At 61.2% G+C, this 13897-nt stretch carries 12 protein-coding genes; 1 reads left to right on the top strand and 11 read right to left on the bottom strand.

Annotation, left to right across the window (positions count from 1 at the left end):
• Positions 1-64: 64 nt before the first annotated feature.
• The 8 genes from xdhB to JQR87_RS05370 all read right to left on the bottom strand — a co-directional run bounded on the left by xdhB (position 65) and on the right by JQR87_RS05370 (position 10864).
• Positions 65-2458 carry a xanthine dehydrogenase molybdopterin binding subunit gene (gene xdhB, locus JQR87_RS05335; protein WP_407291881.1) on the bottom strand — a complete coding sequence of 798 codons (2394 nt, stop codon included), beginning with the start codon at positions 2456-2458 and terminating at the stop codon, positions 65-67.
• The gene (gene xdhA / locus JQR87_RS05340; RefSeq protein ID WP_407291878.1) at positions 2451-3890 is read right to left on the bottom strand and encodes a xanthine dehydrogenase small subunit; all 1440 of its coding nucleotides are present in this window, start codon (positions 3888-3890) and stop codon (positions 2451-2453) included. Before xdhA ends, xdhB begins: the two co-directional genes overlap by 8 nt.
• A 340-nt stretch (positions 3891-4230) precedes the next feature.
• Entirely contained in the window at positions 4231-5586 is a 1356-nt protein-coding gene (locus JQR87_RS05345; protein WP_407291876.1) for an 8-oxoguanine deaminase, read from the bottom strand.
• A gap of 259 nt (positions 5587-5845) precedes the next feature.
• Complete coding sequence (locus tag JQR87_RS05350; RefSeq protein ID WP_407291874.1) at positions 5846-6547, bottom strand: ABC transporter ATP-binding protein; 702 nt, start codon at positions 6545-6547, stop codon at positions 5846-5848.
• Positions 6548-6549: 2 nt separating this feature from the next.
• Positions 6550-7317: a high-affinity branched-chain amino acid ABC transporter ATP-binding protein LivG gene (livG, locus tag JQR87_RS05355; RefSeq protein ID WP_407291873.1), complete on the bottom strand. Its 768-nt coding sequence runs from the start codon at positions 7315-7317 to the stop codon at positions 6550-6552.
• Complete coding sequence (locus tag JQR87_RS05360; RefSeq protein WP_407291872.1) at positions 7314-8570, bottom strand: high-affinity branched-chain amino acid ABC transporter permease LivM; 1257 nt, start codon at positions 8568-8570, stop codon at positions 7314-7316. The genes livG and JQR87_RS05360 overlap by 4 nt, the downstream gene beginning before the upstream one ends.
• Positions 8567-9490 carry a high-affinity branched-chain amino acid ABC transporter permease LivH gene (gene livH, locus JQR87_RS05365; protein WP_407291870.1) on the bottom strand — a complete coding sequence of 308 codons (924 nt, stop codon included), beginning with the start codon at positions 9488-9490 and terminating at the stop codon, positions 8567-8569. The genes JQR87_RS05360 and livH overlap by 4 nt, the downstream gene beginning before the upstream one ends.
• A 255-nt stretch (positions 9491-9745) precedes the next feature.
• Entirely contained in the window at positions 9746-10864 is a 1119-nt protein-coding gene (locus JQR87_RS05370; RefSeq protein ID WP_407291868.1) for a branched-chain amino acid ABC transporter substrate-binding protein, read from the bottom strand.
• 200 nt (positions 10865-11064) lie between these two features.
• Between JQR87_RS05370 and JQR87_RS05375 the strand changes: the two genes are divergently transcribed.
• Entirely contained in the window at positions 11065-11382 is a 318-nt protein-coding gene (locus JQR87_RS05375) for a DUF2288 domain-containing protein (RefSeq protein ID WP_407291865.1), read from the top strand.
• Positions 11383-11395: 13 nt separating this feature from the next.
• Here the strand turns inward: JQR87_RS05375 and phnE are convergent, their stop codons facing one another.
• From phnE to JQR87_RS05390, 3 genes are read right to left on the bottom strand one after another with little or no spacing between them, the layout of a single operon-like run.
• Complete coding sequence (gene phnE, locus JQR87_RS05380) at positions 11396-12163, bottom strand: phosphonate ABC transporter, permease protein PhnE (protein ID WP_407291864.1); 768 nt, start codon at positions 12161-12163, stop codon at positions 11396-11398.
• Complete coding sequence (locus JQR87_RS05385) at positions 12160-12993, bottom strand: PhnE/PtxC family ABC transporter permease (protein ID WP_407291861.1); 834 nt, start codon at positions 12991-12993, stop codon at positions 12160-12162. Before JQR87_RS05385 ends, phnE begins: the two co-directional genes overlap by 4 nt.
• Positions 12987-13847 (bottom strand): phosphonate ABC transporter ATP-binding protein, encoded by an 861-nt coding sequence (locus JQR87_RS05390; protein ID WP_407291859.1) that lies wholly within the window; start codon positions 13845-13847, stop codon positions 12987-12989. Before JQR87_RS05390 ends, JQR87_RS05385 begins: the two co-directional genes overlap by 7 nt.
• Positions 13848-13897: the final 50 nt, after the last annotated feature.

A 13897-nucleotide genomic window follows, 5' to 3' on the forward strand; every position in this document is an offset into this window, starting at 1 on the left:
TTTTCCACCGTAACATTCGTGTTGCGGCCGTGGTGGACAAGCGGAGCGTTGTCCACCCTACGGGTCAGTGGGCGGTTTCCACGGCGGGCTCCGGTAGGGACACCGCCTGTTGCTTCAACTTGCGCATCTGCTCTACGCCCCACAGCACTCTTTCGGGCGTTGCTGGCGCGTCGATCTTCGGTTGTGCCTTGTAGTCAGCCAGGCTCGCCACGGCATCCTTGATTGCACACCAGACCGAGATGCCGAGCATGAACGGTGGTTCGCCGACGGCCTTGGAGTGAAACACCGTGTCCTCCGGGTTCTTGCGGTTCTCCACCAGCTTGACCCGCAAATCCAGGGGCATGTCCGCCACGGCTGGCACCTTGTAGCTGGCCGGACCGCTGGTCATCAGCTTGCCCTTGTCGTTCCACACCAATTCTTCCATGGTCAACCAGCCCATGCCCTGAACGAAGCCACCTTCCACCTGGCCAATGTCGATGGCCGGGTTCAGCGAGGCGCCGACGTCATGCAGGATGTCGCTGCGCAGCATCTTGTATTCGCCGGTCAGGGTGTCGACGATCACCTCGGAGCAGGCTGCTCCATAGGCGTAGTAGTAGAACGGTCGGCCGCGCGCCAGGCTGCGGTCGTAGTAGATCTTCGGTGTACGGTAGAAGCCGGTGGACGATAGCGAGACCTGCCCGAAATAAGCCTGCTGGATCAGCTCGTCGAAAGAGACGTATTCGTCGCGAATGCGTACCTGACCGTTCTTGAATTCCACATCCTCTTCGGTCACCTGGTAATGCCGGGCGGCGAACTCGATCAGGCGCTGCTTGATGGTCTGCGCGGCGTTCTGCGCCGCCTTGCCGTTGAGATCGGTACCGCTGGACGCTGCGGTAGGCGATGTGTTCGGCACCTTGTCGGTGTTGGTCGCGGTGATCTGGATGCGATCGATATCGACCTGGAACACTTCGGCGACCACCTGGGCGACCTTGGTGTTCAGGCCCTGGCCCATCTCGGTGCCGCCGTGGTTCAGGTGGATGCTGCCGTCGGTGTAGACATGCACCAGCGCGCCACCCTGGTTGAGAAAGCTGGCGGTAAAGCTGATGCCGAACTTCACCGGCGTCAGTGCCAGGCCCTTTTTCAGGATCGGGCTCTTGGCGTTAAACGCGCGGATGTCTTCGCGGCGCTTCGCATAGTCGCTGCTGGCTTCGAGCTCGGCGGTCATCTCCTCGAGCATGTTGTGCTCGACGGTCTGGTAGTAGGGCGTCACGTTGCGCTCGGTCTTGCCGTAGTAGTTGCGCTTGCGAACGTCCAGCGGGTCCTTGCCCAGCTCACGGGCCACCGTGTCCATGATCTCTTCGATGGCGACCATACCCTGGGGGCCGCCAAAGCCACGATAAGCGGTGTTCGAGGCCAGGTTGGTCTTGCAGCGATGACCGTTGATGGTGGCGTCGCCCAGGTAATAGGCGTTGTCGGAGTGGAACATCGCGCGGTCGACAATGGAGCCGGAAAGGTCTGGTGAGTAGCCGCAGTTGCCCGCCAGGTCGATTTCGATGCCATGCAGCAGGCCGTCGTCATCGAAGCCGACGTCGTACTCGACATAGAAGGGGTGACGCTTACCGGTCATGGTCATGTCTTCCATGCGCGGCAGACGCATCTTGGTCGGACGGCCGGTGAGGTGAGCGATGACCGCGCACATGCACGCAGGCCCTGCGGCCTGGGTTTCCTTGCCACCGAAACCGCCGCCCATGCGACGCATGTCGATGACGATTTTGTTCATCGAGACGCCAAGCACCTCGGCCACCAGCTTCTGCACTTCGGTGGGGTTCTGCGTCGAGGTGTAGACGATCATCCCGCCGTCTTCGGTCGGCATTACCGATGACACCTGGGTTTCCAGGTAGAAGTGTTCCTGCCCGCCGATGTGCAGGCTGCCTTGGAGTCGGCGCGGCGCGGTGGCCAGCGCACCGGCCGAATCACCGCGCTTGTGGGTGTGGCTGTCGAGCACGAAATGCTTCTTGCGCAGCGCATCGACCACATCGATTACCGGTTCCAGATCTTCGTATTCGATGATCGCGGCCATCGCTGCCTTGCGTGCAGTTTCCAGGCAGTCGGCTGCAACGGCGATCACCGGCTGGCCGACATATTCGACCTTGTCGTCAGCCAATAGCGGATCACCGGGCATGACAGCACCGATGTCCAGCTGGCCAGGCACGTCCTTGGCGGTGATGGCGATGGCGACGCCGGGCACCTTATAGCAGGGGCTGGTATCGATGCTGACGATGCGAGCGTGGGCGCGGTCGCTCATGCGTGCATAGACGTGCAGCTGATTGGGGAACTCCAGGCGGTCGTCGACATACACCGCCTCGCCAGTCACGTGCTTGGGCGCGCTGTCGTGCTTGACGCTGCGGCCGACGCCTGTAACCAGGTCCTGTTTGAACAGGCTGGCGATTTCTTCCTGACTTTTTGTTGGCTTATGCATAGGAAGTGACCCTCGTTTCGTACGCCGGCGCTTGTTGTTCGTGGAAGCATTTGCGCAGCAGGTTCTGTGCGACCAGCAGGCGGTATTCGCGGCTGGCCCGGAAGTCCGTAAGCGGCGTGAAGTCATTCGCCAACGCTTCACAGGCCCGCTCGATGGTGTTGGCATTGAAGGGCGCGCCGATCAGCGCGCGCTCGCAGGCCACGGCCCGCTTCGGAATGGCCGCCATGCCGCCGAAGGCGACGCGAGCATCATCGATCAGCCCATTCTCAAACTTCAGATCGAAGGCCGCACAGACAGCCGAGATGTCGTCATCCAGACGCTTGGACACCTTATAGGCGCGGAACACCCGGTTCGGCTTGGCACGCGGCACGAGTATCTTCTCGATGAACTCGCCTTGTTCGCGAGCGGTGACCTTGTAGTCGATGAAGTAATCCTGCAGCAGCAGGGTGCGGCTGTTATTGCCTTTGCGCAGCACCACCTGGGCGTCCAGCGCGATCAGCAACGGCGGCGAATCGCCGATAGGCGAAGCGTTGCCGATGTTGCCGCCAAGCGTGCCCTGGTTGCGGATCTGCAAAGAGGCGAAGCGGTGCAGCAGCTCGCCGAAATCTGGGTATTCCTTCGCCAGCACGTCGTAACAATCGGTAAGCGGAGTGGCCGCGCCAATCTCGATATGGCTTTCGGTCACCTCGATTTTCTTCATGTCGGCGATGTGGCCGACATAGATCATCACTGGCAGTTCGCGATGGAACTGGGTGACTTCCAACGCGAGGTCAGTACCGCCGGCCAGTAGGCGAGCGTCCGGGTTGGCGCTGTAGATGTCAGCCAAATCGCCTACGGTCAGTGGCGACAGGCAGCGCTTGTCGCCACTGTTCAGCTCGGCGGTTTCACGTGGTTCGATGGCTTTCAGTTGAGCGATGGTTTCGGCTTCGTGCGCATCGAACTGGTCTGGCTGTTTGCCGCAGCAAGCCTGCTCGGCGGCATCGAGAATCGGGCGATAGCCGGTGCAGCGGCAGAGGTTGCCAGCCAGCGCCTCATGGGTGTCGGCCTTGTCGTAACCGTCCGCTGACTTCTGCAGGGCGAACAGGCTCATGACGAAGCCCGGCGTGCAGAAACCGCACTGCGAGCCGTGGCAGTCAACCATGGCTTGCTGGACGCTGTGCAACTGACCCTGATGTTTGAGATCTTCCACCGTGATCAGCTGTTTACCGTGCAATGCGGAGACGAAGGTCAGGCAGGAGTTAAGGGTGCGGTAGCGCAGGCGCTCACCGTCCAGCTCGCCAACCACGACGGTGCAGGCGCCACAGTCGCCGGAAGCGCAGCCTTCTTTGGTGCCGGATTTGCCGCGATATTCACGCAGGTATTCCAGCACGGTGGTATTCGGATCGAGTGTCTGCTCACGGTGCAGTTCTCGATTGAGTAGGAACTGGATCAAGGAGGGCCTCCGGGGCTTTTTTGTTCTGGGCTCTGGGCGTGGAAATTAGCCTTATCTGACTTGCGGGTCAACTAATTCCTGACTCAAAAGTCAGTCGCGCCGACGTATGTCTGTATCGCAGCAAAGGACATGCCGTCTTGGCTGGGCTGTTGATGTATGGAGTGTGGTCCAGTCAGGTCTGGATTGCTGCTCGTCTCGACAGGCGCTGTGTCCGGAGCGGCATCGATGAGCAAACATCTGCTGTGTATGCCGGGTAAGGGCGGCGCTCGGGTCGTGTTGAATGTTCGTACGGCCCGAGGCGCCCCGTCAGAGAGCCCCGCTCATGGAGGGGTCGTAGTACTTAGCCCGCAACCAGCTCGCGTGCAGCCTGGCTGTGGTTGGCGATCAGTCCGGCCACGTCGAGACCTTCGATCTGGCCGTCGACCACTCGCCACTGCCCGCCGATCATCACCCGGTCAGCACGGTCGGCGCCGCATAGCAGCAGAGCCGAGATCGGGTCATGGCTACCAGAGAAACGCAAATCGTCGAGCTTGAACATGGCGAGATCGGCCTGCTTGCCGACCGCCAGTTCACCGACATCGTTACGGCCGAGTAGCCGCGCCGAACCGCGCGTTGCCCAACCCAGCGCTCGTTCCGGCGTGATCTGCTCGGCGCCGTAGCGCAGGCGCTGGATAAACAGTGCCTGTCGGGCTTCGAGGATCATGTTGGAGGCATCGTTAGAAGCTGATCCATCAACGCCAAGGCCAATGGGCGCTCCGGCCGCTTCCAGCGCGACGGTCGGGCAGATGCCCGAGGCCAGGCGCATGTTCGAGCATGGGCAGTGACAGATCCCGGTACCGGCTGCGCCGAGCCGTGCGATTTCGTCCTCGTTGAAGTGGATGCCGTGCGCCAACCAGGTGCGCTCTGACAGCCAGCCGACGCTGTCCAGATAGTCCACGGTGCGCAGGCCGAAGCGCTGAATGCAGAACTGTTCTTCGTCCAGGGTCTCGGCCAGGTGCGTGTGCAGGCGAACGTCGTGGTGTTCGGCCAGCGCCGCGCTGGCGCGCATGATCTCCGGTGTCACCGAAAACGGTGAGCAGGGCGCGAGGCCGATCTGAATCTGCGCGCCGGCGCCTCGCTCGTGGTAGCGGCCGATCAGCCGCTCGCTGTCCTCATGGATCGCCTCGGCCGTCTGCACGGTGTGTTGTGGCGGAAGCCCGCCATCGGCTTCGCCGAGGCTCATGGAGCCGCGGGTCAACATGGCGCGCATCCCCAGTTCGCGCACGACGTCGATTTGCACGTCGATGGCGTTTTCCAATCCATCGGGAAACAGGTAATGGTGGTCCGCGGCGGTGGTGCAGCCAGAAAGCAGCAGTTCGGCGAGCGCAACCTTGCTGGCGAGAGCCAGGCGATCCGGCGTCAGGCGCGCCCAGACCGGGTACAGCGTCATCAACCAGGGGAACAGGGGCTGATTGACGACGGGACCCCAAGCGCGCGTGAGGGTTTGGTAGAAATGGTGATGTGTGTTGATCAGGCCCGGCAGCACAACGTGTTCACGGGCCTCGAAGGTACTGTCGACAGGCGTCGATGGCGATTGCCCGGCGTCGAGCATTTCGACGATCACGCCTTGCTCGATCACCAGCCCGCCTGGGGCTTTCTGATCGTTGGCGGTAAAGAGGGCGAGGGGGTTCTTGATCCAGATACGGCTGGCAGTCATGGCCGGCTTCTCCTGAGTTGAGTTCAGAAATGAGCCAGCTCAGTTATGCCCTGTCTGCTGATCCAGGAGCATGTGCGGATTGCACGCATGCGGGACGCACCATAACGGTACGCAGGGGAATTGTCACCGGATTTAGGTTGAGGCCTCATGGTGGCCACGTCTTTCGTAGGAGCCAGCTTGCTGGCGAAGCTAGTTGCGAAGCTCGTTTCGCGAGCAGGCTCGCTCCTACTAGGACAGGGTATGGCTCAACTACAGTTGGTCAGCCTCCGAGGTACGCGTCGCGGACTTTCGGGTTGACCAGCAGCTCTGCACCGCTGCCTTGCATGACGATGTGGCCGTTTTCAAGCACGTAGGCTCGATCCGCGAGCTTGAGCGCCTGATTGGCGTTCTGCTCGACCAGAAAAACGGTCACGCCGTCCCTGCGCAGCTGCTCGATGATGTCGAAGATCTGCTGAATGATGATCGGCGCAAGGCCCAGCGACGGCTCGTCGAGCAGCAGCAACTTGGGTTTGCTCATCAGGGCGCGGGCGATGGCGAGCATCTGCTGTTCACCACCGGACATGGTGCCGCCGCGCTGATGAAACCGCTCTTTCAAACGCGGGAAAAGCAGCAGCACCTTGTCCAGTTGCTCCTGGAAGTCCGCCTTGTTGGTGAAGAACCCACCCATGGCCAGATTTTCCTCGACCGTCAGGCGGGCAAAGATGCGCCGTCCTTCAGGTACGACAGCGATGTCCTTGCGCATGATGTCGCAGGTCTGCTTGCCGACCAGCTCCTCACCCTCGAAGCGGATGCTGCCTTCGGACGCCATCGGCGTGCCGCACAGGGTCATCAGCAGCGTCGACTTGCCGGCCCCGTTGGCACCGATGAGCGTGACGATTTCGCCCTTGCGGACCTCGACGTTGACGTTATGCAGCGCCTGGATCTTGCCGTAAAAGGTCGAGACGTTTTCGAAATACAGCATGGTTACGCCTCTCCCAGATAGGCTTTGATCACGTCCGGATTATCACGTATCTGCTCCGGCGTGCCGTCTGCCAGGGGACAGCCCTGGTTGATCACGACGATGTGGTCGGAAATGCTCATGACCAACTTCATGTCGTGTTCGATCAGCAACACCGTCACGTTGTGCTGGTCGCGCAGCATGCCAATCAGCGCTTTCAGGTCCTCGGTTTCCTTCGGGTTCAGGCCCGCTGCCGGCTCGTCGAGCATGAGGATGCGCGGGCGCGTCATCATGCATCGGGCGATCTCCAGACGGCGCTGCTGGCCATAAGCGAGGGTGCCGGCAGGGCGGTTGGCGATATCGGTCAGGTTGACCTGATCGAGCCAGTGCGCGGCAAAATCCATCGCCTCGTGTTCGCTTTTGCGAAACGCCTTGGTCTTCAACAGGCCGGACAGGAAGTTGGTGTTCAGATGCCGGTGCTGGGCAACCAGCAGGTTCTCCACTGCGGTCATGTCCTTGAACAGGCGGACGTTCTGGAACGTCCGAACGACTCCCTTGCGGGCGATCTTATGGCCAGGCAAGCCCTGGATCGCTTCGCCGTCGAGCAGGATCTTGCCGTCGGTTGGTTGGTAGAAGCCGGTCAGGCAGTTGAATACGGTGGTCTTGCCGGCGCCATTGGGGCCGATCATCGAGACCACCTGCTTTTCATGTACGGTCAGGCCTACCCCGTTGACGGCCAAGAGGCCGCCGAAGCGCATGGTCAGGCCGCTTACTTCGAGAATCGGGCGGCTCATCGCTTCAGCTCCAGGTGTGGGCGTTGCATGGGCAGCAGCCCTTGCGGACGCCAGATCATCATCAGCACCATCAAGGCGCCGAACATCAGCATGCGGTACTCGCTGAACTCACGCATCAGTTCAGGCAGGAGGATCATCACGATGGCGGCAAGAATCACCCCCAGCTGCGAGCCCATACCGCCTAGTACCACGATGGCGAGGATGATGGCCGATTCGATGAAAGTGAACGATTCGGGTGATACCAGTCCTTGGCGAGCCGCGAAGAAGCTCCCGGCGAAGCCCGCGAATGCCGCACCGAGGGTAAACGCGGAAAGCTTGATCACGGTGGGGTTCATGCCCAGTGCGCGGCAGGCGATTTCGTCTTCGCGCAGGGCTTCCCAGGCGCGGCCGATGGGCATACGCAGCAGTCGGTTGATCACGAGCAGGGTGAGCAGAACCAGCAGCACGGCGATCAGGTAGAGGAAGATCACCTTGTTGATGGAGTTGTAATCCAGCCCAAAGAACTCGTGAAAGGTCTGCATGCCTTCAGCGGCGCGACGGTCGAACGAAAGGCCGAACAGCGTTGGCTTGTCGATCCCGCTGATGCCGTTGGGGCCGCCGGTGATATCGGTCATGTTGCGCAACAACAAGCGGATGATCTCACCGAAGCCCAGGGTCACGATCGCCAGGTAATCCCCGCGCAGGCGCAGCACCGGGAAGCCGAGAAGGAATCCGAACAGTGCGGCCATGGCTCCGGCAATCGGCAACGCTACCCAGAACCCGATCCCGTAGTAGTGCGAGAGCAGGGCATAGGTATAGGCGCCAACGGCGTAGAAACCGACGTAACCAAGATCCAGCAAGCCAGCCAGGCCGACCACGATGTTCAGGCCGAGGCCGAGCATCACGTAGATCAGGATCAGCGTGGCGATATCCACCGCGCCGCGTGAACCGAAGAACGGCCACACCAGCGCCAGCACGATCAGCCCGATGATGATGTAGCGCTGGGTCGACGGCAGGGTCAGAAAGTTTCCCGCTCCGGCCGGTACTCTTGGCAGGCTGGGGGTTGCTGCCCAGCCGGCGGCTGCGTGGTGACGGAACAACTGCCAGAAGAACATGGCCACGGCACAGGCCGCAATGATCCAGAACGTCGTTGCGTCGCTGCCATGAACTTCGAGGCGAATGCCGACGGTGGTGAGCTTCAGGCCGAACACCGGTACCGCGAGGGCGAATACCAGCAACGCGCTGAAAAAGGCGTAGCGCAGATTGCGAGTCATACCTTTTCAACCTCCGGGCGACCAAGAATGCCAGTCGGACGGAAAAGCAGCACCAGTACCAGCAGGCTGAACGCGACCACGTCCTTGTACTGATCGCCGAAAATATCGGCACCGAAGGCTTCGGCCACACCGAGTACCAAACCGCCGAGCATGGCGCCCGGGATGCTGCCGATACCGCCGAGCACCGCGGCGGTAAATGCCTTGATTCCGGCCAGGAAGCCGATGTGCGGGTTGATTACCCCGTATTGCATGCTGATCAGAACGGCCGCAACGGCTGCCAGCGCAGCGCCGATGACGAAGGTCAGGGCGATGATGCTGTTGGTGTTGATGCCCAGCAGGTTGGCCATCTTCAAGTCCTCTGCGCAGGCGCGGCAGGCGCGGCCCAGGCGGGAGCGGGAGATGAACAGCGTGAGGCCCATCATGGCGATGATGGTCACGACGAAGATCAGCACCTGCATGTAGGAGATCACCACCCCGTTCATAGCGCTTTCACCAAAGATGAAATTGCCGGGCATCAGGTTGGGAATCGCCTTGTCCTTGGAGTCCTGAGCGAGCAGGACGACGTTCTGCAGGAAGATCGACATGCCGATCGCGGAGATCAGCGGGATCAGCCGGTTGCTGCCGCGTAGCGGTCGATAAGCCACCCGTTCAATGCTGTAGCCATAGGCACTGGTGACGATCATGGCTGTCGCGAACGCGCCAATCATCAGGATCGGCAGCGAATCGAGCCCCATCATGGTCAGCCCGACGATGGCAATAAAGGTGACATACGAGCCGATCATGTACACCTCGCCGTGGGCGAAGTTGATCATGCCGATGATGCCGTAGACCATCGTGTAACCGATGGCTATCAAGGCGTAGGTGCTGCCAACGGTCAGGCCGTTGATCAGCTGTTGGAAGTAGTGGTAAAGCTCAGGCATTACGTTCTCCTGAACACCCTGCATCCGTGCTCGCTGCCAATGCGGACCTGCTTCGAGAACGCTGCATGGAGAATGCGGCGCCATGGGCTCGGTGCGGATCACGCACCTACCTGTCGAGGCGGGCCAGAGCTGCAGGCCACTCGCTTGGTTGAAGGTGTTGCTGGGGCGTCCCGTGCTTGTGGCCGGGTTGGCTCCGATCAGCTAAAACAAAGCCCACGGCGAGTGCCGTGGGCTTTGGGTCGGTTGGTTATAGGTTCACTTGGCTTCGGTCTTGGTGCCGTCCTGGTGCCATTCGTAAACCACGAAATTGAAATCTTTCAGGTCACCCTTTTCGTCGAACGAGAGGTTGCCGGTCGGAGTATCGAACGTGTTGCTGCGCAGCGCTTCGGCCACCTTGGAGGTGTCGGTGCTGCCGGCTTTCTCGATACCCTCGGCAATGACCTGAACGGCAGCGTAGGCCGGGAACACGAACGGGCCGCTCGGGTCCTGGTTCTTCGCCTTGAATGCGTCGACCAGCTTCTGGTTGCGCGGATCCTGATCGAACGATTTTGGCAGGGTAACCAGCAGGCCTTCGGAAGCCGGGCCGGCAATCGCGGAGATTTCCTTGTTGCCTACGCCTTCAGGGCCCATGAAGCGGACATTCAGCCCTTTCTCCTTGGCCTGGCGAAGCAGCAGGCCCAGCTCCGGGTGGTAGCCGCCGTAGTAGACGAAATCGACGTTCTCCTGCTTGAGCTTGGAAATCATCGAAGAAAAGTCCTTGTCACCCGCGTTGATGCCTTCGAACAGGCCAACCTTGACGCCTTTCTTCTCCAGGGTTTCCTTGACTGCGGTCGCGATGCCTTCGCCGTACTGCTGCTTGTCGTGGATTACGGCGACGTTGTTCGGCTTGATGGTATCGGCGATGAAGTTACCCGCGGTCGGGCCCTGCAGGCTGTCCAGACCGATGGTACGGAAGATCAGCTCGTAGCCACGGGAAGTGATGTCCGGGCTGGTGGACGCCGCGGTGATCATCAGGATGCCTTCGTCTTCATAAATGTCGGACGCCGGCTGGGTGGAACTGGAGCACAGATGGCCAACCACGAAACTGACTTCATCGTTGACGATCTTGTTGGCGACCGCCACGGCCTGCTTTGGGTCGCAGGCGTCGTCATAAACGACACCTTCCAGCTGCTGCCCGTTGACGCCGCCTTCCTTGTTGATTTGCTCGATGGCCATCTTGGCACCGATGAATTGCATGTCACCGTACTGCGCGACAGCCCCCGTCACTGGGCCAGCCAAGCCGATCTTGATGTTCTCGGCGGCCAGCGTATAGCTCGCTGCACCCGTCAAAGCGATTGCCATGAATAGTTTGGAAAGACGCTGCTTGGTCTTCATATCCGCTCCCCTTGCATCGTTATTGTTTAGATCCTGCGGGCTGCAGTGTCGTTAAGGGCTTATCATCCCCAAACGGTACGGCAACTGTACCGGCACAGTGTAGAAGCGTCAGCACCTGTTTGCACAGTCAGGAACTCCATCTGGTTGATGAGATTTACCCGAGCGCTATCATTGCGCCTTTTGGAGACCGGGCGAACCTCATGAGCGAAGATTCAAGCACTCTTTATGCCAAGTTGCTGGGCGAAACAGCTGCGATCTCCTGGACGGAACTACAGCCCTTCTTCGCCCGAGGGGCATTGTTACGGGTGGCTGGTGATTTCGATCTGATCGAAGCGGCTCAAGCCATCGCCCTGGATGACCGAGAAACAGTATCTCGATGGCTGGCAAAAGGCCATATGGGCAAGCTGGAAGCCGACGAAGCGCAGGACTGGCTCGAACGTGACCCGTCGCTCTGGGCTGTTGTCGTCGCGCCGTGGGTGCTGGTTCAGGAAAGGGCAGCCAAGCCCAGCCTGCACTGATTCAAGTCAGCCGCTAGCTGCGAACCCAGCGCTGCCGCGCCCAGCCACTGAGCGCATCCACCACCAGCACCATCACCAGCATGGCCAGGATGATTGTTGACGCCTGGGCTTCCTGGAACAGGCTGAGACTCATGTAAAGCATCTGCCCCAGGCCGCCCGCGCCCACGAAGCCGAGCACACTGGCCATGCGGATGTTGTTTTCCCAGCGATACAGCGTATACGCCACGAGTTGCGGCCAGAGTGCCGGAAGGGTGCCGTAGCAGAACGCACCGACACGCCCGCTGCCAGCCAGTCGCAACGCCTCGCTTGGCTCGCTCGGTGTATTTTCCAGCGCTTCGGCGAACAAGCGGCCAAGCACGCCGGCCGTATGCAGCGCCAGGGCAAGCGTGCCGGCGTTCGGCCCCAGCCCCGCCGCCAGGACCATCAGGGCCGCCCAGACAAGTTCGGGGATCGCTCGAAGAGCATTGAGCAGCAGTCGCGAAACACTCTTGGAAACTAACCCGAAGCGGCCGGAGGCTGGCAGCACAAGCATGAGGCCGAGCGCCGCAGCGAGAAGCGTGCCGATGGCAGACATCGCCAGCGTTTCCAGCGAACCATAAGCGATTGCCCGAAGGTGGGGTGCCGACAGGTCGGGGCTGAAGAACGCTGCGGCATAGTCCGCCATCTGGGCCGCGCCCTCACGGCTCAATAGCGCGCTGGCTTCAAGCTGTAGATAAGCGAACGAAGCGACAACCGCCAAAGCCAACAACAGCGGTAGCGCATAGCGCGCAAGAGGCTTCATACGAACCTCCGGCGTAGCAACTGGCTGAAAAGATCTGCCATGAGGACAAGCAGAAGGAAGGTCAGGAGCATGCTCGCCACTTCGCCCCCGGCAAACATGCGGATGGACAGATCCATCTGCTGTCCCAGGCCTCCCGCGCCAACGAAACCCATGACGACCGACGCGCGGATGGCGCATTCCCAACGATAGACGGTGTAGGACAGCATCTCGCCCGTGGCCTGCGGCAGCACACCGTAGGCAAAGGCTTGCAGCCTTGACCCACCAGCGCCGATCAGCGCGCGCGTCGGCAGCGGGTCGACCGACTCGAATATCTCCGCGTAAACCTTGCCGAGCATGCCGGCATAGGTGATGGCGATTGCCAGCACACCAGCGGTCGGACCGAGGCCCACGGCCCGCACGAAGAGCAGCGCCCATACGATCTCCGGCACGCTGCGCAGCACGATCAGCACGGATCGTATGGGCCAGCGAAGGGCTTGAGCCCAAGGGCGGGGCCGGCCACCGCGACTAAGCGCGGAAATCGACAGCGCACGGGTTGCTAAGAGAGCACAGGGCACGGCTAACGCAAGCGCTATCGCCATGCCTGCCGTGGCGATGGCAAGGGTTTCCAGCGTTGCACGCCCCAACAGACGCAAAAAATCAGTGTCATGCGCTGGAGGCCAGAAGCCGGAAAGGAAGACGCCCATGGTCTCGGCGTTGCTGCCATCGATTAGCACCCCGAGGTCCAGCTCGCTCAATGACAGTCCTGGCCAAAGCAGCGCCAGCGCTATCACTGTCACCAGCAGGCGTGAGCGAGCGGCAGGGTCATGCTGAGCTGGGGCTGGATTCAGCATCGAGGAATCTTCAGGCTCTGGCCCTGTGTCGGCTCGAAGGGGGTGAAGGCTTCCAGTTGGTCGTTGGCGTAGAGCGCATCGAGGTCGCTTGAGGTCACTGTGCTGGACGCCTTGTCGAACAGGATCTGCCCATCTCGTACGGCTATCACCCGAGGAAAGTGTTCCAATGCCAGCTCGACCGTGTGCAGGCTGGCAACGAGCGTCGCTTGGCTGTTCGCCGCTTCGCAATTGAGTACGCTCAGTGAATAAGCCGCCAGCACCGGGTCCATGGCAGAGACAGGTTCATCCGCCAGCATGAGCGTCGGGTTCTGGTACAGCGCCCGGGCGATTCCGACCCGCTGCAATTGACCGCCGGAGAGCTGATCGCAGCGCTCGAAGAGTTTGTTTGCCAGGTCGAGTTTCCCCAGCACGTCGGCCGCTCCGTCCTTGTCGAGCGGGTGGATCAGGCTGAGCAGGCTACGGCCCAGCGACCACTGGCCCAGGCGCCCGGCCAGCACCGCTGTGATGACACGCTGACGGGGTGGTAGCGGTGGTGCCTGATGAATCAGGCCGATGCGACTCCGCAGCTTCTGTCGCGCACCTATTGACAGGGTCCATGGCTGGCAGCCAAGCAGCTCGACCACCCCTGTGCTCGGCTGTAGGTGCGTAGCGAGCAGGCGGAGCAAGGTGGTCTTGCCGGCGCCGGAAGGGCCGATAAGCGCGACTCGCTCGCCTTTGGCAATCTGCAGATCAACGTCACGTAGCGCCACCTGCCCGCTGGCGTGGCGGTAGCTTACGCCGGACAGGCTCAAGGCCTGTCCGGTATCGGTTGCACGTGCATCATGCGGGCTCGAAGAGAATGTCGATGCGCTCATTCAGACAGACTCACTCGCTGCGCTCCGGGCGGTCCGCAGGATGTGCAGCG

The organism is Stutzerimonas stutzeri (assembly GCF_051028275.1).
Classification (GTDB): Bacteria; Pseudomonadota; Gammaproteobacteria; order Pseudomonadales; family Pseudomonadaceae; genus Stutzerimonas; species Stutzerimonas stutzeri_AS.